This is a genomic window from Microvirga massiliensis (assembly GCF_001006805.1).
GTDB classification, from domain to species: domain Bacteria; phylum Pseudomonadota; class Alphaproteobacteria; order Rhizobiales; family Beijerinckiaceae; genus Microvirga; species Microvirga massiliensis.
The window spans coordinates 77534-96124 of the sequence record NZ_LN811352.1 but is presented as its reverse complement, the minus strand read 5'-3'; the positions used below and the strand labels follow the sequence as shown (position 1 = coordinate 96124).

Below are 18591 nucleotides of genomic sequence, written 5' to 3'. Positions count from 1 at the left end.
TTCGACGTAAGCCCGTTAGAGCCCCAGGTCCTTCAGAACGGCAGGAACGAGCCCGGGCAGGTCCTCGGCGATGAGGCCCGCCCCAAATGACGCTCCCGCGGCGGAATGAATCCAGACAGCCGAGCACGCGGCTTCGAACGCCGGAAGCCCTTGCGCCAGCATTCCGGCAACCAAGCCACTCAGGACGTCTCCCGATCCGGCCGTCGCCAAGTAGGGCGATCCGTTCTCGTTGACTGCGGCACGCCCGTCCGGGTGAGCAACGACGGTATCGGGCCCTTTGTAGATGACCGTTGCGCCGAGGTAGGCCGCAGCCCGCCGCGTGCGCTCGACCTTCGACTCTTCGGCAAGAATGTCGGCCTTGCCGGCCATGATCCGGCTGAATTCCCCATCGTGGGGCGTCAGGACGGTGCGCGTGTTCGCGAAAGCACCGGCGAGGGCCTCGGTATGGCCCTCCAGGGAGCTGATTGCATCCGCATCTAGAACGACACCACGACTCGCTGATACGCCAGCGGCAATCATCGCCCGGGTGGTCGCACTCACTCCGAGAGCCGGGCCAAGCACGACTGCATTGAACCGTGCGTCACGAAGGATCGTTGCGAGCCCTCCGGGGCCATCACACCCCCTTAGCATCACAGCGGTGAGATGAGCCGCCGCGACACCGAGTGCCTCGGGCGGGCACGCCAGCGTCACGAGGCCGGAACCGATGCGGAGTGCCCCCATGGCAGCGAGGCGAGCCGCCCCGGTCCGCGTGGCACCGCCCGCAACGACGAGCGTGTGTCCCCGCTTGTATTTATGTGTGTCGAGCGCCGGTTGCGGTAACTGCGCCGACCACAGCCGCGGACCGTTGGCAAAGGTGTTCGGGGCGACTCGCCGCAAGGTTTCTTCGGGGATCCCGATATCGGCTACCGTCACCGGGCCGCAATGCGACCGGCCGGGTACCAAGAGATGCCCCAGTTTGCGGGCTGCAAACGTCACCGTGGCCGATGCCATGATGGCTGCGCCGCGGACAGCCCCCGTCGCTCCGTCGATCCCGGACGGAAGGTCGACCGCGAGAACCAGCCGGCCCGAGGCATTCACGGCTTCTACGCACCGGCGAGCCGGGCCGCTGAGATCCCTCGCGAGACCGGCACCGAACAGAGCATCGATGATGACATCCGCATCGGCTGGGACAGCCTGCTCGACGGCAATGATCGGTCCTGCCCAGAATGCGCGTGCCCTCGCGGCGTCGCTTTCGGCGTTTGATTCCGGCCCCAGTCGCGCAACGACGACGTCCAGCCCGGCATCTGCAAGCACTCTTGCAGCCACATAGCCGTCGCCGCCGTTGTTTCCGGGCCCGCAGAGGACGAGGAACTGCTGCGCGGAGGGAGAGATGCGCCGGGCTATATCGGCCACAGCCGCACCCGCCCGCTTCATCAGCTCCCAGCCTGCCGTTCCGCCCTGGATCGTCATCGAATCCGCGCGGGCCATCTGTGCAGGAGTGAGGAGATGCTCACCCATCATGTAATCCGGCCGCGCCCTGGCCCAAAGCCTTCGCGAGGGTATGGGGGATCGGGGCAGGTTGCGCAAAATTTGTGCAGTTGCTGATCACGAGCTGGGCAAGCTCTCCAAACGGCACAGGTTGTGTGCATGGAAGCACACCGAACTTGGTGCTAGAAGCCCCCGACCTGTCACCGATCGAAAAACAGCGGCCACCATGAAGAAGATCGAAGCGATCATCAAACCCTTCAAGCTCGACGAGGTGAAGGAGGCCCTTCAGGATGTCGGCCTGCAAGGTATCACCGTCATCGAGGCCAAGGGGTTCGGGCGTCAGAAAGGTCATACCGAACTCTATCGCGGCGCCGAATACGTCGTCGACTTCCTGCCAAAGGTGAAGCTCGAGATCGTGCTGTCGGACGATCGCGTCGAAGAGGCCATCGAAGCGATCCGGAAGGCGGCTCAGACGGGCCGCATCGGCGATGGCAAGATTTTTGTATCTGCGGTTGAGGAGGCAGTTCGGATCCGGACCGGAGAGACCGGAACGGACGCCATCTAGTCCAACAAGCACGAGCAATGTGCCGGCGTCAGTCCGGCCAATCAGGGCAGAAAAGGATCACTCGAACAATGCAGACCGCCAACGATGTGCTGAAGGCGATCAAGGACAACGACGTCAGATACGTCGACTTCCGGTTCACGGATCCGCGGGGCAAATGGCAGCACGTCACCTTTGACGTCTCCATTGTCGACGAGGATGTTTTCGCGGACGGAATTATGTTCGACGGATCCTCGATCGCCGGATGGAAGGCTATCAACGAGTCGGACATGACTCTCATGCCGGACTCGGCCACGGCCTGCATGGACCCGTTCTTCTCGGCGGCGACCATGTCGATCGTCTGCGACATCCTCGAGCCAGCGACCGGCGAGCCCTATTCTCGCGACCCGCGCGGCATCGCCAAAAAGGCCGAAGCCTTCCTGAAGTCGACCGGGATCGGCGACACGGTGTATGTCGGGCCGGAGGCCGAGTTCTTCGTGTTCGACGACGTGAAGATCATGGCCGATCCATACAATACCGGCTTTAAGCTCGATGCTTCGGAACTGCCCACGAACGGCGACACCGACTACGAGGGTGGAAATCTCGGCCACCGCATCCAGATGAAAGCCGGCTACTTCCCGGTCCCGCCGCTCGACTCGGCGCAGGACATGCGCGGCGAGATGCTGGCTGCCATGGGAGCCATGGGGGTCAAGGTCGAGAAGCACCACCACGAGGTGGCCTCGGCACAGCACGAACTCGGGATCCAGTTCGACACGCTCGTCCACATGGGCGACCAGATGCAGATCTATAAGTACTGCATTCACAATGTCGCTCAAAGCTATGGAAAATCGGCAACTTTCATGCCGAAGCCGGTTTACGGAGACAACGGCTCGGGCATGCACGTCCATCAGTCGATCTGGAAAGGTGGCAAGCCGCTCTTCGCCGGGAACAAATATGCAGACCTGTCGCAGGAGTGCCTCTGGTACATCGGCGGCATCATCAAGCACGCGAAAGCCCTGAACGCCTTCACGAATCCCTCGACGAACTCCTACAAGCGGCTCGTCCCGGGCTATGAGGCGCCGGTTCTTCTCGCCTATTCCGCGCGCAACCGGTCCGCGTCCTGCCGCATCCCGTGGACGACGTCTCCGAAGGCCAAGCGTGTGGAGGTTCGGTTCCCGGATCCGGCCGCGAACCCCTATCTCGCTTTCGCGGCCATGCTGATGGCAGGCCTTGACGGGATCCAGAACAAGATCGATCCCGGCCAGGCCATGGACAAGGACCTCTACGATCTCCCACCGCGGGAGCTCAAGAAGATCCCGACCGTCTGCGGCTCTCTGCGGGAAGCGCTAGCCAGCCTCGACAAGGACCGTGCATTCCTGAAGAACGGAGGCGTCTTCACGGATGACTTCATCGACGCATTCATCGAACTCAAGATGACCGAAGTCGCGCGATTCGAGATGACGCCGCATCCAGTCGAGTTCCTCATGTACTATTCCTGCTGACGGGGCACCGCTGAACGCCCTCCGGGCATCGGATATCGTGGCCAATTCGCCGGAGCCCCTGAAAAGATTCAGGAGATTCCTAGAAATCTCCTGAATTGATGGAACCAAGCCGGGGGAGCCACGTTTCCATCGATCACCGGCCTATTCTGCCCCCACGGGCCGGTAGCCTTCGGGGCCCCTTTCGAGGGGCCCCTTTCTTGTCACAGGCTCTTGGTGAACAGGCGGGGAGCGGTTTCCTGTGAGGTGTCGTTTCGCGAGGATGCACAGGACACGCGCCTCTCTAGGCGCGGCGCAACCCGCATGCGAGAAGTCCTGCGGATAATCGACTCCTCCAGTGCCGAAACGCTCCTCACCTCCCTCACAAAGCAGCTTTCCCTCTCGCGAAGACATCCTGGGCTTCGTGGCCGGGGCGACCTCAAAGATCAGCAAGCGCGAGATCGCTCGTGCCTTCAACGTGCGCGGAGAGGATCGCAGCCGGTTGAAGAACCTCCTGAAGGATTTGGAAGCCGAGGGCGTCATCGGCCGTCACGGCAAGCGGATCCACCGCACCGGACAGCTTCCAGCGGTCGTGCTTGCCGACATCCGTTGCCGTGACCGGGACGGCGACATCGTCGCCGTCCCGGCGGAGTGGGACCCGGAAGCGAATGGCCCGGCTCCGACGATCGTCATCTCACCGCCCCGCCGTGCATCCAAGGGCGTTCCTGCGCCAGGAATCGGCGACCGCGCCCTCATCCGTGTCTCGCCTCTGAAAGGAGATGTGCATCGCTATTCCGGACGGATCATCAAGGTGCTGGAGAAAAGCGCCGGTCAGGTTCTCGGAATTTTCCGCCCTCTTCCCGGAGGTGGCGGGCGCCTCGTCCCGGTCGACAAGAAGTCCAGAGACCGCGAACTCGAGATCAGGCCCGGTGACGAAGGAGAGGCCGAGGAGGGGGATCTCGTCACGGTCACGACCTCACGTAGTAACCGTTTTGGTCTTCCGACCGCCAAGGTTCGCGAGCGCCTCGGTTCGGTGAAGAGCGAGAAGGCCCTGAGCCTCATTGCGATCCACGCACACGGCATTCCGAATGCCTTTTCTCCGGCGGTGCTGCGGGAAGCCGAGGAGATAGCGCCGGTTTCTCTCAACGGACGAGAGGACTGGCGCGACCTGCCCTTCGTGACGATCGATCCTCCGGATGCGAAGGATCATGATGATGCCGTGCATGCGACGCCCGATCCAGATCCGGAAAACAGGGACGGGTTCATCATCAATGTCGCGATCGCGGATGTTGCGGCTTACGTCCGCCCCGGCACGGCCCTCGATCGGGAAGCTCTGGAGCGCGGCAACTCCGTCTATTTTCCGGATCGGGTCGTGCCGATGCTCCCGGAGCGGATCTCGAACGATCTCTGCTCCTTGCGACCGCAGGAGGATCGGCCCGCCCTCGCGGTGCGGATAACCGTCGCCTCGGATGGTCGCAAGCTGAGACACAGCTTTCATCGGGTCCTGATTCGATCCGCTGCCCGCTTGGCGTATGCGCAGGCACAAGCGGCGATCGATGGGCGTCCCGACGAGGTCACCGCCCCTCTCCTCGACCCTGTCCTCAAACCGCTCTGGCAGGCTTACGAATGCGTGAAGCTCGCTCGGGAGCGTCGCCAGCCGCTCGATCTCGAACTCCCAGAACGCAAAATTCTATTGAAGCCGGAAGGCACGGTGGACCGGGTCTTCGTCCCCGAGCGGCTCGATGCGCATCGTCTGATCGAGGAATTCATGATCCTCGCCAACGTTGCCGCCGCGGAGTCGCTCGAGCAGGCCAAGAGTGATCTCATCTACCGGGTTCACGACGAACCTTCGCTCGAGAAGCTCCGCGCGCTCGGAGAGGTTCTCGCCTCCATCGGGCGGAAATTGAGGACGCAGGATGCGCTCACGCCTAGCCTCTTCAACAATATCCTCGAGAGCGTCAAGGAGACGGAGCATCGGCTCTTCGTCAACGAGGTCGTGCTACGGACCCAGTCCCAAGCCGAGTACGCCGCCGAGAATTACGGCCATTTCGGGCTCAATCTTCGACGTTACGCGCATTTCACCTCTCCGATCCGCCGCTACGCAGATCTGATCGTCCATCGGGCGCTGATCCGGATGCTCGGTGGACAGGATGGGCTCCCCGCAGACATGACCCGGGAGGAGTTGGCCGAAATAGCCGCACAGATCTCCACGGCGGAGCGCCGTGCGATGGCAGCCGAGAGGGAGACCATCGACCGGCTCATCGCCCACTACCTGGCCGACCGGATCGGCGCGACGTTCGAGGCGCAGATATCCGGCGTCACGAAATCGGGGCTCTTCGTCCGCCTGCTCGAAACCGGAGCCGACGGGTTCGTCCCTGTCTCCTCACTGGGTGCCGACTACTACCGCTACGAGGAGGCACAACACGCCCTGACAGGAGAACAGACCGGGGAGTCGTTCCGATTGGGCGATCGCGTGCAGGTCCGCCTCCTCGAGGCCGCGCCGGTCGCGGGAGCGCTGCGTTTCGAGATTCTCTCGGAGGGGCGTCAGGTACGATCCGGACGTGGCAGTCGGCCCAGAAGCCGCACCCCCGTTGCCCAACGCGCGCCTCGGCGTGTAAGCGCTCGGGTGAAGGACAGGAGCAGAAAGCAATGACGGCTCTTTTCGAGAGAGCAACCTCCTCGCATCCCTCGTCCGTGCCGACAGGAACAGCTCTCAAACGCGGACTCGCATGCCGTTGCCCGGCTTGCGGACGGGGCCGCCTCTTCGGGCGCTTCCTGAAGGTCGTGGAGACCTGTTCGGAATGCGGTGAGCCGATGCATCATCATCGGGCCGACGACTTCCCACCGTACATCGTGATGTTCATCGTCGGCCATCTGGTCGTCTGGGGCGTCCTTCAGGCCGAGCTGCGCTATGAGATACCCATGTGGGTCCATTTCACGATCTGGCCGCTCCTCACCCTCGTGCTGGCCCTCCTGCTCCTGCAGCCTGTGAAGGGTGCTGTCGTGGGTCTGCAATACGCTTTAGGGATGCACGGCTTCGGTGAGGCCCGGCGTCGGAACGGAACTCCACGGGAGGAAGTCGAGTCTTGAGCGACACACGAGCGCAGTCCATCACCGACCGGCTAACATCTACGGCTCGAGATCGCAGCACTCCCAACCTCCGGCCGAAGGATGCGGCGACGCTGATCGTAATCGATCGCAGCGGATCCGCACCGAAGGTGCTTATGGGGCGAAGACATTCGGGGCATAAATTCATGCCCGGGATGTTCGTTTTTCCCGGTGGCCGGATCGAGGCTGCCGACCGCGCAATGCCGGTATCCGGAGTCCTGACCGCACGTGCCGAAGAGGCGCTGCTTGCCCGAGTGACACGTCCCTCCCCTGGTCGCTGCCGCGCTCTGGCCCTCGCTGCGATCCGCGAGACTTACGAGGAGACAGGGCTTCTCCTGGGATCCAAGGAACTCGGTGCACCGGAGAACGTACCGCCGGGACCGTGGGCCGCCTTTCAGGAACACGGTGTGTTTCCCAGCATCGAGGAACTTCAGGTCGTCGCCCGGGCGATCACGCCACCGAGGCGCCCGAAGCGCTTCGACACGCGGTTCTTCGCCGTCGATCGCTCCGCTGTTGCACACGAGGTCGGAGGGGTCGTGGGACCTACGAGCGAACTGGTCGAGCTCGCCTGGGTCACGCTGCCCGACGCCCGCAAGCTCCAGCTCCCAGTGATCACGCTGACGGTTCTCGAGGATCTCGAAGAGCGTCTGGCAAACGGCTTCAATCCTGAGCTGCCGGTCCCGTTCTACTACGAACGCAGGGGACGCTTCGTCCGCGAACTCCTTTGAAGCCCATGCATGTAGCGGGCTTTGCTCGCTCACAGGTTGCGTCCATCACCGCCGCAATTTCCTGTGTCGCTGCCGTCGGGATTGGTCTCAGCCTTTCGATCCCGCTCCTCTCGATCGAGATGCAGCGGTTGGGCATCTCGAACAAGCTGATCGGGATCAACACGGCAATCGCCGGACTTGCCAGCATGATCGTGGTGCCGTTCGTTCCACGGTTGGCGCAGCGATATGGGCTGCTACCCCTTCTCTGGGCCGCGGTTCTGACCGGGCCGGTCACAATGATCCTTTTCAGGATCATTTATGACTTCGTTGCTTGGTTTCCGCTCCGCTTCGCTTTCTCAGCTGCGCTCGGCATTCTCTTCGTTCTGTCCGAGTACTGGATCACGGCTGCGGCGCCGGCGGGGCACCGCGGCCTTGTGATGGGAATTTATGCAACGGTCCTCGCGATCGGACTCGCGGTTGGACCGTTGCTTCTGGCAGCAGTCGGGACCGAGGGCTGGCTTCCATATCTCCTCGGGACCGCGCTATTCGCCCTCGCGATAATACCTCTATCTCTCGCGCGAAATCTCTCACCGGCGATCGAGCCGGGTTCCGGACCGGGGATTCGTTCCCTTGTCCGGGCTGCGCCCATCGCGACCTTCGCGGCTCTCGTCTTCGGAGCCATGGAGACCAGCGCCTACGCATTGCTGCCCGTCTACGGAATAGAAGTCGGCCTCGATGCTGCGGATGCAGCTCTCCTCCTGAGCGCCGTCGCTCTCGGCAATGTGGGGCTGCAGATCCCGATCGGACTTCTCGCGGATCGCGTCGACCAGAGATTGATCCTCCTGGCCTGCACAGCTTGCAGCGCCGCCGGGGCGGCTCTCATCCCGCTCATCCGCGATATGACGGGCCTCATGCTACTGATGTTTGCCTGGGGCGGCTTGAGCGGAGCACTCTACACGATCGGCCTCGCCCATCTCGGGGCACGCTTTACGGGCGCCGCGCTGGTGTCCGCCAATGCCGCTTTCGTGTTTCTCTACAATGTCGGGCTCACTGCTGGTCCGCCGATCGTCGGCGCCGGGATGGATCTCGTTCCACCCTACGGCTTTGCCCTGGTGCTTTCCGGCTTCGGGGTCGCTTATGCGATCCTTATTCTGGCCCGGCTTCGCGCAGCCGCAAGCTCTTGACGGATTCCGAGCCGTGGGGCAATGAGAACCTGTCATTCATGGCCGGGTTCGCCCGGCCCTTTGCGTTTCGGCCTAGCCGGACGACCAACGGAGATGTTCCATGGCCAAGGCTGCCACGATCAAGGTAAAGCTCCTTTCGACTGCGGATACGGGCTACTTCTATGTGACGAAGAAGAATTCTCGGACCATGACCGAGAAGCTTTCGATGAAGAAGTACGATCCGGTCGCGAAGAAGCACGTCGATTTCAAGGAAACCAAGATCAAGTGATCACATTTCGCCCAAGTCGCCCATGATGTGAAAACCGCCCCAAATGGGCGGTTTTTTCGTTCTGGCCTGGTTGGCGAATCTACATCTCCTGGTGAATTGACGCAGCAGCAAAGGTAGCCGAAGCTCAGCCTTAGAGGCTGGGAGGAATGAATGTTCAAGCGTCCGTTGGTGGCCGTCCCGCTGATGCTCGCGAGCTTCCCAGCCTCCGCAGAGATCATCGTCGAACAAGCCATGATCGCCGGCGGCGAACTGCGTGTCATCGGCCGGCTGAGTCGGCCACGGCAGACCACCGTAACCCTGGATGGAACGCATGAGACCCGGAGTGAGGCGAGCGGACGCTTCACCTTCCGCCTGATCTACCATCCGGCCACCTGCATCGTGAAGCTGCAGGCAGATAACGAGGAGCGCGAAGCCGTTGTCGGCTTCTGCGGCCAACGTGCGACGGATGTTCCCCAAAACGGCGCTTCTGCTGCAGTGCTGAATCAACAAGGCCCTCCGGGTCCTGAAGGCCCGCAAGGCGAAGCCGGTCCGAGTGGACCAACTGGGCCCCAAGGAGAGCGCGGACCTGAAGGCCCTGCCGGCCCTCCAGGTCCGGCTGGGCCTGTGGGAGCCCGAGGAGAGCGTGGGCCCGAGGGCCCGCCCGGACCTCAGGGGCCGCCCGGCCCACTAGGCCCTGCCGGCTCCCCGGGGCAGAGCATTGCAGAGAATCTACCCGGACTTGTCGGCCCCCCAGGGCCGATGGGTCCGGAAGGGCCTCCCGGTCCGCCGGGTCCTCAGGGCCCGCAGGGCTTGGCCGGGCATCAGGGACCTCAAGGCCCGCAGGGAAGCCAAGGGCACCGGGGGGAGCCCGGTCCGGCTGGACCACCGGGTCCGGAAGGCCCCACCGGACCGCAGGGAGAAGCAGGCCCCCCGGGACCGCCAGGCCCGGTTGGACCGGTCGGGGCGATTGGGCCTGCGGGCCCGGCCGGACCGGAGGGCAAACCTGGTCTCTCGGGAACTATCCTGCGGGTCTTCGTTCAGCAGTGTAACTCGGGCGAGAGGTGCGTCGCTCGCTGCGAGGATGACGAATTCCCCATCAATGGGACCTGCGCTCGCGGGGATCGACCCGCGATGGATGAACTCGCCGTGTATTGCTTTTCGACGAGCAGCGACACGAACGGCATGTTCGCCCGGGCCATCTGCGCCAAGAAATGATCGAGCAACCCGGAGCCGCATCGCGAGTGCGGCTTGTCGAATCAGTCAAGCAGATGCCTACGCACCGCCCATTCACGTGGTGAGGCGTGCTTTGGCCGGAGAGTCGTTCCCGGAATCGCCGATAGAACTGGGTGGAGCGTTGGTCGCCGGGAGCGGTGGCCGGCTGGGGACGGCAATGAGGAGGCCACGGACCGCCCCCAGCTCGGCCTAGCCCACGGCGACCCAGGAGATGCGGCGGACCTGAGCATCCGTCGGGCATTGAAAACTTGCCGGATCGTGGCGACCCGGCTGAGCATCTCGCGCGCCGCTTTCCTCAAGATGCCCTGGAACCCTATGCTCTTGCGGGCAGCGGCGCAAGCGACTCACGCTGCTCGTCTTCTTTCGGTCGAGGTTAGCGTTACCATGTCGACGGCCGTGAGCATGGGGCTAGCAGGTCTCTGCCTGTTTTCCATCAACATGAGGCGAATCTCGGCCAGAGAACGGATGCGCGCTCGGGCTGCTGCCAGACGGATCGGTCTCGTCACCATATCGTCCACCCCACTGAACCGGCAGTACTCCTCCAGATCCTCGCCGGCTTCCGTAAGGACAAGCAGGCCCGGGTTGTTCCGACCTCTGACCTGTGGATTCGATCGTGGCAGACAGCCCCGTGCTCCGTGCAGACCTGAGCTCGCCACGAGGATCACGTCCGCGGTATCGATAGCCTGCTCGGGCATAGACGGCCCGTCGATCGGCGAGCAGAGGAAATAGGGTGCGAGAAGCGAGGCCGTCTCATGACGCCTGTCGGCGACCGGGTCCAACAGAGCTATTCTGACGGCCCGAGATCCGGAATCACACCGAGCCGGACCCGAGGCCCGCTCGAACCCTTCAAGGCGAAGACGTCCGATCTCGCAAAGACGCCGCACGCGGAGGCAGAGCGCCCCTGTCTCGTCCGGGAGACTGATACAATCGTCCGATCCTGCTTCGAGGAGCGACAGATCCTGCCACGGTTCCTGCGAGCAGGTGATCGCCAGGATCGGCACCACCCGCCCCCGATCGAGAGAGCGCAATGCTACGCAATGCCGAAGGGCCGTCGAGCAATCCTGGTCCGCCAGCAGGGCGATCATGCCCACGTGGATCCGTTCGCAAAGCTCGATGGCGTCTTCTTCGCGAGTTGCGATCGCCGTGCTCAGCCCCCCTTCCATGAGAGTCGACTCGAGTCGTCCGGCAGTCCGAAACGAGCTTCCGACGATGAGCACGTCGATCTGCATCGCTAAGACCGATCCGCGTCGAGGTAAGTCTTGATGGTTGAGAGAAACTTCGAGACCGAGATCGGCTTCGAGAGATAGGCTTCGCAGCCACCCTCCCGGATGCGCTCCTCGTCGCCTTTCATGGCGAAGGCCGTCACCGCGATTACCGGAATCGACTTCAGATCTTCGTCCTGCTTCAGCCAGCGAGTCACCTCCAGTCCCGAAACCTCCGGGAGCTGGATGTCCATGAGGATTAGGTCGGGCTTGTGGGCCCGGGCCAGTTCCATGGCCTCGATTCCATGGCCCGTCTTGAGGGTTCGGTAGCCATGCGCCTCCAACAGGTCGTTGAAGAGCTTCATGTTGAGTTCGTTGTCCTCAACGATGAGCACGGTCTTCGTCATTGGATCGTCCCTGGGCGGCCGATCATAGCCAGGGCACGCCCACTCCCTTGATGATAAGCTTACGTCGAAACCTCTTGACGAAGTGCAAACTACCGATTCGATGATCTCACAACGGAAAATGTCGCAGATTGACGCAGTTGCCATGGCCATCGAGGTCACGGGTGCCCTCGCAGCTTGGCAAGAGGCACTCGAGAGATTCCTGCTGGACTCAGGCCTGACCCCCGATACCGTCCGCCAAGCAGCCGCCTCCCCAGGGTTTCTAGCTTCCGTCCTCGATCATGTGGCCTCGGACGAGGCGTTGCTGATCGATATTGCAGACCGGATCGGAATGCATCCTGCCCGAATTGCCGAGGCCCGGGCAATTCTATCGAGTTCGTAGTGCCGGAGGGCGCTGGAAATTCCTGCAGGCAGCGCAGCCTCTAGATCAGATAGTCTCAGGGTCGACAGTCACTTGGGGCCGAGACTTCGAGCTGCTGGAGATCGCCGCGCAATGCAAAGTCACCATAATCGATCCGCAGAGCCCGGCTGATGCCATTCTCATAGAGTTCGAAGGAAATCACATAAATCGGTGTTTGGTCTCCTGTTCCGGTCGTAAAGTAGCTGATCGTCACAGGCCACCGTGGGAGGCTCGCGAGGGGCTCTTTTTGCGCCGGCTCCTCCATGCCCGGGCGCGAGCCGGGCTCGATCCGATGCCCAATGAGCGCCAGAGTGTCGTAGACCTTCATGCCGTTGTCGGAACCGTCATACACCTTGACGATCACGTTGGATCGCCCTGCCCGCGCAGCTGCGATGACGGTCTTCAGGTGTTCGGTCGGGAAGATCGGTTCCCCAGAAAAGCTGACCGTTTCCTTCTTCGGTTCGCGCAATCGAACCGAGAGAACTCCATTCTCGCGGCTCGCGTCACCATCCACCTTCTCATCATCGCCATCTTGCATTCGCGAGTCCGTCCGGAACCGGAGCGTGCGGCCATTCGCACCCTCGAACGTAGCCGTTCGCACGTCGAGGGTGCGGGCACCGGACTCGCTGCTATCTAGGACCGTGACCTGACGGTATTTCGTCGTGTAGCCTTCGCACTCGTCACCGCCGAATTCCAGCGCGATCCGTCCGCGCGCTGCATCAACGGACCGGGATCCGTTGCTGCGCATCAGCGACAGGTCATAGACGGCCCTATGTGGCGCAAGCGGCAACACTGACGGGGTAGGCTGTGCGACCACTTCGGGTCCAACCGCAAGGGCCAGTCCGGCAAGGACTACGGCGAAGCCGACGCGCATGATAACTCCTGGCTGCCAGTTGAACGATAGAGGGCGGAATGCCGCCCCGCAATCGGAAGGCCGGTTACCCTCGCCGGTGGAGGCGCCACCTGTCGGTCGGACAAGCTCCGTTTTGCGGCCGGGAGGAATAGCGCAGGAGCTCGAAGGGTGGAACCAGGGATGGAATGCGCATTCCAGTCGCTTCGGCCGGCCGGTTCGGATGATGCGATTGCCTCCTCCGGAATCATCCGTCAGATATCCGAAACGAAGAGTCCTCGTGAGCGGCCCAAAACGTCGAGGGTAGGATACCCCACCGGGCCATCGCGGGAGTGATAAACCTCACCAGTTGGAACGACCTACCCTATCGGAGATCACAGGCGATGAGTGCCGTCGAGCAAGCTCTCAGGAATCTCGGTATCACGCTCCCGGAGCCTGCGGCCCCGGTGGCAAACTACGTGCCTTTCGTTCGGACGGGTAATCTCGTCGTGATCTCGGGTCAGCTCTGCCTCGGTTCTGACGGTAAGCTGTCCGACGAGCATCGGGGCAAGATCGGCGCCGAGGTGACGCCCGACGCGGCGCAGTCCGCGGCACGCCTGTGCGCGATAAACGTCATTGCTCAGCTCAAGGCAGCCGTGGGGGATCTCGATGCGGTGGCTCGCTGTGTCAGGCTGGGCGGCTTTATCAATGCCGTTCCGTCATTCGCCGCACTGGCACCCGTCATGAACGGGGCATCGGACCTCATGGTTCAGGTGTTCGGTGATCGTGGGCGTCACGCGCGTTCGACGATCGGCGTGGCTGCATTGCCGCTGAACGCCGTCGTCGAGGTCGAAGCCATGTTCGAAGTCGCATGAGTGCTCCGTCCTGGCTTACTGCCAAGCCGATCGCCCATCGCGGACTGCATGATCGCGCGCTCGGGATCGTCGAAAACACGCTGAGCGCAGCACGGGCCGCGAAAGCGGCAGGATTTGCGATCGAGTGCGATGTGCAACGCTCGATGGATGGTGAGGCCGTGGTCTTCCACGACTTCACGCTCGATCGATTGACTGGAGAGAGAGGAGCGGTTTCAGAGCGCACGAGTGCCTCGCTGTCGGCGACCCGGATCACCGATTCGCGGGAGGATCGGATCCCGACCCTACGCGAATTGCTCCAGGAGATTGGCGGTGCGGTTCCGCTGATCGTCGAAATCAAGAGCGAGTTCGCGGCAGATATGAGATTGACCGACGCCGTCTGTCGCATCCTCGACGAGTATGACGGGCCGGTTGCCGTGAAGTCCTTCGACCCCGATGTGGTGGCGCATCTGCGCGAGCAGGCCCCCAGCATCCTCCGCGGCATTGTTGCCGAGTGCCACTATTCTCACCCGACCTACAACCGATTGAGCGCGGATCTAAAATACGAACTCGCCAATCTCTTGCATTTCGACCGAACGCGGCCGCAATTCATCTCTTGGCATGTGAAGGACTTGCCGGCTGCGGCGCCCTACCTCTCGCGCCTCCTCGGCGGTATCCCCGTCATGACATGGACGGTGCGTACGCCAGAAGACCGGCTACGCGCGGCTCAGCACGCGGACCAGATGGTCTTCGAAGGCTTCATCCCATGAGTGCGACCGCGCGTATCGTCGTTCCGGACCAGAAAACTCCTATCTAGCGAGTAGCGCCACGAGAGATATCCGCGTGGAATTTGCTGATTGGCCGGACGACTCTCCTCCGTTGGATCAACAGCCCTCACCTCATTTGAAGGTGCCATGAGCCGGATTCCGGACCCGGGCCCCTCCCAACAGTCCCGGTTCACTGTAAAGGTTGCGACATCCCTGAAGGCGGTTCCTTCAGGGGACTGGGATGCCTGCGCACAGGCTGCCGCAGAGCATCTCCCTGGCGAGGATCCCTCCAATCCCTTCGTCGAGCACGCGTTTCTCTCGATCCTGGAGGAATCCGGCTGCGTCGGCGAGAGGAGCGGCTGGCAGCCGATACACATCCTGGTCGAGGATGCATCCGGAACCCTTGCGGCTGCCGCGCCGTGCTACCTGAAGTCCCACTCTATGGGCGAATACGTGTTCGACCATGCGTGGGCCGATGCCTACAGGCGCGCGGGGGGGAGTTATTACCCCAAGCTCCAGATTTGCGTGCCATTCACCCCCGTCACCGGGCCACGCCTTCTCGTGGGCCATTCAGATCGAGAATCGGCTTGGCGCCACCTCGTCTCAGGTATCGAAGCCCTTCGCCACCAGATGGGCGCGTCGTCCGCCCATGTGACATTCCTCACGGGAAAGGAGTCTCAGGCCCTGGTAGAGGCGGGCTACCTCCCTCGAACGGACCAGCAGTTCCACTGGATCAACGAGGGATACGACTCGTTTGATGACTTCCTCGGCGCCCTCGCCTCCCGAAAGCGAAAGGCGATCCGTCGCGAACGGCGGGAAGCGCTGGCCGATGGGATCACCGTCGATTGGCTTACCGGTTCAGACATCACGGAGAAGCACTGGGACGCCTTCTTCACTTTTTATCAGGATACCGGGTCTCGCAAATGGGGTCGTCCCTACCTGAACCGGCGATTCTTTTCGCTCATCGGAGATCGAATGAGCGAACGAGTTCTCCTGGTCCTGGCCAAACGGGCCGGCCGCTACGTTGCGGGCGCGATCAACTTTATTGGCCGCAGCCACCTGTTCGGGCGCAACTGGGGGTGCATCGAGGATCACCCCTTCCTTCACTTCGAGCTTTGCTATTATCAGGCGATCGATTTCGCGATTGCCCGTGGGCTCACGCGCGTCGAAGCAGGAGCCCAAGGCGAGCACAAGCTGGCGCGGGGATACCGGCCCGTGCTGACACACTCGAGCCACTCGATTGGGGACCTGTCCTTCCGGCGGGCCGTCGCTGCCCATCTTGAACGCGAGCGGCAAGCGGTTCTCGCCATCACGCAAGAACTCGACGCCACAGGTCCCTTCAAGCGGACGGAGACGTGAGCGGCCTCAGAAGGCCGACGCAATCTCGCGGAGCCCGGCCACCACTGCCGGAATGGATGTGCCGAGGGCGTTGAGCCCCGTATCGAGCATCCAATAGCATCCTAGAAGGATGAGCGGCACGAGAACCCAGCCTATCGCCTCTTCGAACCACATCCGGCGACGGCGACGCGCCCAGCGCTCCTCGCGCCGGCTGCGGCGTGTCGAGCTTGCCGCAGGCTGCTTGGTAGCCTGCGGCGCAAGTTCTTGAATTTCGAGGCTCATGCACGCACCAACGGAACCTTGGGAACCGTTCGGACGCCCCCTCCGCCGGACCCGCCGGGTCCTTTCGGTTTCGTCGGCTTCACGGACTTGCGGGATTTCCCGTAGCGGTTCGCTTTCGGGCGGGACCGCTTGCGGGCGACCTCACTCACGTCCTTTTCCTGCTTCGGGACGATCGGCCCTTCCGGGTATTCGAAGCCGAGCGTCTTCGTGCCGGCCTCATCGGTCTGCACAATCACACGCACAGCACCACCCGCCTTGAGGCGTCCGAACAGAACGTCGTCGGCCAAGGGCGTCTTGATGGTGGTCTGGATGAGGCGGGCCATTGGCCGGGCACCCATGGCCTCGTCGTAGCCGTGCTCAACAAGCCATTCCCGTGCCTCGTCCGTGAGCTCGATCGTGACGTTGCGGTCCGCGAGCTGCGCTTCGAGCTGCAGCACAAACTTGTCGACGACCTGCTGCACCACCTCCTTCGGGAGATGGCCGAAGGAGATCACCGCATCGAGGCGGTTCCGGAACTCCGGAGCAAACAGGCGGTTGATCGCCTCAGTATCGTCCCCTTCGCGCTTGGCCCTGGTGAACCCGAATGCCGGGCGGACGAGGTCTGCGGCTCCAGCGTTCGTGGTCATGATGATGATCACGTTCCGGAAGTCGACCTGCTTGCCGTTGTGGTCGGTCAGTTTCCCATGGTCCATGATCTGCAACAGAATGTTGAACAGATCCGGATGGGCCTTCTCGATTTCGTCGAGAAGGAGCACGCAATGCGGATGCTGATCGACGCCGTCGGTCAGAAGGCCTCCCTGGTCGAAGCCGACATAGCCCGGAGGGGCACCAATCAAGCGGCTGACCGTATGGCGCTCCATGTATTCTGACATGTCGAAGCGAAGCAGCTCGACTCCGAGGCTCGCCGCGAGTTGCTTCGCGACCTCGGTCTTTCCGACGCCTGTCGGGCCCGCAAAGAGGTATGATCCGATCGGCTTTTCCGCATCACGCAGGCCGGCCCGGGAGAGCTTGATCGCGGCCGTGAGGGCTTCGATCGCCTTGTCTTGCCCGTAGACGACACGTTTGAGCGTCGACTGGAGATTCGACAGCACCTCGGCGTCGTCCTTGGAGACGGTCTTGGGCGGGATGCGAGCCATCGTCGCGACCGTCGCCTCGATCTCCTTCACGCCGATCGTCTTCTTGCGGCGGCCTTCCGGCACGAGCATCTGCGATGCGCCGGTCTCGTCGATGACGTCGATCGCCTTGTCCGGGAGCTTGCGGTCGTGGATATAGCGAGCCGACAATTCCACGGCGGCCTTCACGGCATCGTTCGTGTAGCGGAGCTTGTGGAACTCCTCGAAATAGGGCTTGAGACCTTTGATGATCTCGATCGTGTCGGGCACCGATGGCTCGTTCACGTCGATCTTCTGGAAGCGCCGGACGAGAGCCCGATCCTTCTCGAAATACTGCCGGTACTCCTTGTAGGTCGTAGACCCGATGCAGCGCAGGGTGCCCTGAGCCAGAGCCGGCTTCAGCAGGTTCGACGCGTCCATGGCGCCGCCGGAAGTCGCACCGGCGCCGATCACCGTATGGATCTCGTCGATGAACATGATGGCTTTCGGGTGGGCCTCGATCTCCTTGATGACCTGCTTCAGCCGTTCCTCGAAATCTCCACGGTAGCGCGTCCCGGCGAGCAGAGTGCCCATGTCGAGCGCAAACACCGTCGCGTTGGCGAGCACTTCCGGAACTTCGTTCTGCACGATCTTCCGGGCCAATCCCTCCGCGATCGCGGTTTTCCCGACGCCCGGGTCCCCAACCAGGAGAGGATTGTTCTTTTGCCGGCGGCACAGGACCTGGATCGTACGCTCGACCTCGGCCTCACGCCCAATCAGCGGGTCGATCTTGCCGTCCTTAGCCTTCTTGTTGAGGTTTATGCAGTAAGCCTCTAGTGCATCGCCCTTTTTCTTCGGGCGACCTTCGTTGTCGTCGCCGGTCGGACGCTCGTTCGACTCTTCCTCGGAACCACGAGGAGGCCTACTCTCCGAGAGGCCGGGCCGCTTCGCGATTCCGTGACTGATGTAATTGACCGCGTCGTAACGGGTCATGTCCTGTTCCTGCAGGAAATACGCGGCGTGGCTCTCGCGCTCGGCGAAGATCGCCACGAGCACGTTGGCTCCGGTCACCTCCTCCCGTCCGGATGACTGGACATGGATCACCGCTCGCTGGATTACGCGCTGAAAGCCAGCGGTCGGCTTGGAATCCTGGCGCCCGTCGGCAACGAGATTGGCAAGTTCGGTATCGACGTACTCGACCAGGTTCCGACGCAGGACGTCGAGATCGACGTTGCAGGCCCGCATGACCGCAGCCGCATCCTGATCGTCGACCAGGGCGAGCAGAAGATGCTCCAGGGTCGCGTATTCATGCCGCCGCTCCCCTGCCAGGGCGAGAGCACGGTGAAGAGCTTGTTCTAGACTGCGAGAGAAACTCGGCAAGGGTTCGGTGTCCTTCCAGGGTCCGGACGCGATCCGCAGCAGGACCGCATCCCGATCTTTAATATTAGCGCAAAGTTCCCAA

General features: G+C 62.6%; 18 protein-coding genes. 11 read left to right on the top strand and 7 right to left on the bottom strand.

The features are described 5' to 3' along the window. Nucleotides 1-15: 15 nt before the first annotated feature. A complete protein-coding gene (locus BN1233_RS09405; RefSeq protein WP_046863334.1) occupies nucleotides 16-1500 on the bottom strand; it encodes a bifunctional ADP-dependent NAD(P)H-hydrate dehydratase/NAD(P)H-hydrate epimerase in 1485 nt (494 codons plus the stop codon). Nucleotides 1501-1693: 193 nt separating this feature from the next. Between BN1233_RS09405 and BN1233_RS09400 the strand changes: the two genes are divergently transcribed. From BN1233_RS09400 to rpmG, 7 genes are all read left to right on the top strand, one after another. Then, nucleotides 1694-2032, top strand: coding sequence for a P-II family nitrogen regulator (locus tag BN1233_RS09400; RefSeq protein ID WP_046863333.1), 339 nt, complete (start codon nucleotides 1694-1696; stop codon nucleotides 2030-2032). A gap of 68 nt (nucleotides 2033-2100) precedes the next feature. Further along, entirely contained in the window at nucleotides 2101-3510 is a 1410-nt protein-coding gene (glnA, locus tag BN1233_RS09395; protein ID WP_046863332.1) for a type I glutamate--ammonia ligase, read from the top strand. A 334-nt stretch (nucleotides 3511-3844) separates the two neighbouring features. Then, a complete protein-coding gene (gene rnr / locus BN1233_RS09390) occupies nucleotides 3845-6139 on the top strand; it encodes a ribonuclease R (RefSeq protein WP_046863331.1) in 2295 nt (764 codons plus the stop codon). Beyond that, the gene (locus tag BN1233_RS09385; RefSeq protein WP_046863330.1) at nucleotides 6136-6576 is read left to right on the top strand and encodes a DUF983 domain-containing protein; all 441 of its coding nucleotides are present in this window, start codon (nucleotides 6136-6138) and stop codon (nucleotides 6574-6576) included. The genes rnr and BN1233_RS09385 overlap by 4 nt, the downstream gene beginning before the upstream one ends. Continuing rightward, the gene (locus BN1233_RS09380) at nucleotides 6573-7322 is read left to right on the top strand and encodes an NUDIX hydrolase (RefSeq protein ID WP_063776615.1); all 750 of its coding nucleotides are present in this window, start codon (nucleotides 6573-6575) and stop codon (nucleotides 7320-7322) included. The genes BN1233_RS09385 and BN1233_RS09380 overlap by 4 nt, the downstream gene beginning before the upstream one ends. A gap of 5 nt (nucleotides 7323-7327) precedes the next feature. Beyond that, nucleotides 7328-8485 carry an MFS transporter gene (locus BN1233_RS09375; RefSeq protein ID WP_046863329.1) on the top strand — a complete coding sequence of 386 codons (1158 nt, stop codon included), beginning with the start codon at nucleotides 7328-7330 and terminating at the stop codon, nucleotides 8483-8485. A gap of 100 nt (nucleotides 8486-8585) precedes the next feature. Continuing rightward, nucleotides 8586-8753, top strand: coding sequence for a 50S ribosomal protein L33 (gene rpmG, locus BN1233_RS09370; RefSeq protein WP_046863328.1), 168 nt, complete (start codon nucleotides 8586-8588; stop codon nucleotides 8751-8753). Here rpmG and BN1233_RS49575 read toward each other — a convergent pair whose 3' ends face one another. The 3 genes from BN1233_RS49575 to BN1233_RS09355 form a co-directional block, all read right to left on the bottom strand. Then, complete coding sequence (locus BN1233_RS49575; RefSeq protein WP_244889827.1) at nucleotides 8754-9242, bottom strand: hypothetical protein; 489 nt, start codon at nucleotides 9240-9242, stop codon at nucleotides 8754-8756. A 1067-nt stretch (nucleotides 9243-10309) separates the two neighbouring features. Further along, nucleotides 10310-11194 (bottom strand): PleD family two-component system response regulator, encoded by an 885-nt coding sequence (locus BN1233_RS09360; RefSeq protein WP_046863327.1) that lies wholly within the window; start codon nucleotides 11192-11194, stop codon nucleotides 10310-10312. A gap of 2 nt (nucleotides 11195-11196) precedes the next feature. After that, entirely contained in the window at nucleotides 11197-11574 is a 378-nt protein-coding gene (locus BN1233_RS09355; RefSeq protein ID WP_046863326.1) for a response regulator, read from the bottom strand. A gap of 118 nt (nucleotides 11575-11692) precedes the next feature. Here BN1233_RS09355 and BN1233_RS09350 point away from each other — a divergent pair, with 118 nt between their 5' ends. Beyond that, entirely contained in the window at nucleotides 11693-11953 is a 261-nt protein-coding gene (locus BN1233_RS09350) for a DUF3572 family protein (protein ID WP_244470655.1), read from the top strand. Nucleotides 11954-12008: 55 nt separating this feature from the next. Here BN1233_RS09350 and BN1233_RS09345 read toward each other — a convergent pair whose 3' ends face one another. Beyond that, entirely contained in the window at nucleotides 12009-12845 is an 837-nt protein-coding gene (locus BN1233_RS09345) for a cell envelope integrity EipB family protein (protein WP_046863324.1), read from the bottom strand. 359 nt (nucleotides 12846-13204) lie between these two features. Here BN1233_RS09345 and BN1233_RS09340 point away from each other — a divergent pair, with 359 nt between their 5' ends. From BN1233_RS09340 to BN1233_RS09330, 3 genes are all read left to right on the top strand, one after another. Next, nucleotides 13205-13675 (top strand): RidA family protein, encoded by a 471-nt coding sequence (locus BN1233_RS09340; RefSeq protein WP_046863323.1) that lies wholly within the window; start codon nucleotides 13205-13207, stop codon nucleotides 13673-13675. Beyond that, on the top strand, nucleotides 13672-14421 hold the full coding sequence (locus BN1233_RS09335; protein WP_046863322.1) for a glycerophosphodiester phosphodiesterase family protein: 750 nt from the start codon (nucleotides 13672-13674) through the stop codon (nucleotides 14419-14421). The genes BN1233_RS09340 and BN1233_RS09335 overlap by 4 nt, the downstream gene beginning before the upstream one ends. A gap of 144 nt (nucleotides 14422-14565) precedes the next feature. Continuing rightward, nucleotides 14566-15777, top strand: coding sequence for a GNAT family N-acetyltransferase (locus BN1233_RS09330; RefSeq protein WP_046863321.1), 1212 nt, complete (start codon nucleotides 14566-14568; stop codon nucleotides 15775-15777). Nucleotides 15778-15783: 6 nt separating this feature from the next. On the opposite strand, the gene BN1233_RS09325 is transcribed toward BN1233_RS09330, so the two are convergent. Together BN1233_RS09325 and clpA are read right to left on the bottom strand one after the other, a co-directional pair. After that, nucleotides 15784-16038 carry a hypothetical protein gene (locus tag BN1233_RS09325; RefSeq protein WP_046863320.1) on the bottom strand — a complete coding sequence of 85 codons (255 nt, stop codon included), beginning with the start codon at nucleotides 16036-16038 and terminating at the stop codon, nucleotides 15784-15786. Next, entirely contained in the window at nucleotides 16035-18509 is a 2475-nt protein-coding gene (clpA, locus tag BN1233_RS09320; RefSeq protein ID WP_046863319.1) for an ATP-dependent Clp protease ATP-binding subunit ClpA, read from the bottom strand. Before clpA ends, BN1233_RS09325 begins: the two co-directional genes overlap by 4 nt. Nucleotides 18510-18591: the final 82 nt, after the last annotated feature.

What these genes read in the sequence shown, in the direction of transcription:
- BN1233_RS09345 (WP_046863324.1), bottom strand. Translation starts at nt 12,845, where the DNA reads ATGCGCGTCGGCTTCGCCGTAGTCCTTGCCGGACTGGCCCTTGCGGTT.
- BN1233_RS09325 (WP_046863320.1), bottom strand. Translation starts at nt 16,038, where the DNA reads ATGAGCCTCGAAATTCAAGAACTTGCGCCGCAGGCTACCAAGCAGCCT.
- BN1233_RS09360 (WP_046863327.1), bottom strand. Translation starts at nt 11,194, where the DNA reads ATGCAGATCGACGTGCTCATCGTCGGAAGCTCGTTTCGGACTGCCGGA.
- glnA (WP_046863332.1), top strand. Translation starts at nt 2,101, where the DNA reads ATGCAGACCGCCAACGATGTGCTGAAGGCGATCAAGGACAACGACGTC.
- BN1233_RS09350 (WP_244470655.1), top strand. Translation starts at nt 11,693, where the DNA reads ATGTCGCAGATTGACGCAGTTGCCATGGCCATCGAGGTCACGGGTGCC.
- BN1233_RS09335 (WP_046863322.1), top strand. Translation starts at nt 13,672, where the DNA reads ATGAGTGCTCCGTCCTGGCTTACTGCCAAGCCGATCGCCCATCGCGGA.
- rpmG (WP_046863328.1), top strand. Translation starts at nt 8,586, where the DNA reads ATGGCCAAGGCTGCCACGATCAAGGTAAAGCTCCTTTCGACTGCGGAT.
- BN1233_RS09330 (WP_046863321.1), top strand. Translation starts at nt 14,566, where the DNA reads ATGAGCCGGATTCCGGACCCGGGCCCCTCCCAACAGTCCCGGTTCACT.
- BN1233_RS09375 (WP_046863329.1), top strand. Translation starts at nt 7,328, where the DNA reads ATGCATGTAGCGGGCTTTGCTCGCTCACAGGTTGCGTCCATCACCGCC.
- BN1233_RS09405 (WP_046863334.1), bottom strand. Translation starts at nt 1,500, where the DNA reads ATGATGGGTGAGCATCTCCTCACTCCTGCACAGATGGCCCGCGCGGAT.
- BN1233_RS09355 (WP_046863326.1), bottom strand. Translation starts at nt 11,574, where the DNA reads ATGACGAAGACCGTGCTCATCGTTGAGGACAACGAACTCAACATGAAG.
- BN1233_RS09385 (WP_046863330.1), top strand. Translation starts at nt 6,136, where the DNA reads ATGACGGCTCTTTTCGAGAGAGCAACCTCCTCGCATCCCTCGTCCGTG.
- BN1233_RS09340 (WP_046863323.1), top strand. Translation starts at nt 13,205, where the DNA reads ATGAGTGCCGTCGAGCAAGCTCTCAGGAATCTCGGTATCACGCTCCCG.
- BN1233_RS09400 (WP_046863333.1), top strand. Translation starts at nt 1,694, where the DNA reads ATGAAGAAGATCGAAGCGATCATCAAACCCTTCAAGCTCGACGAGGTG.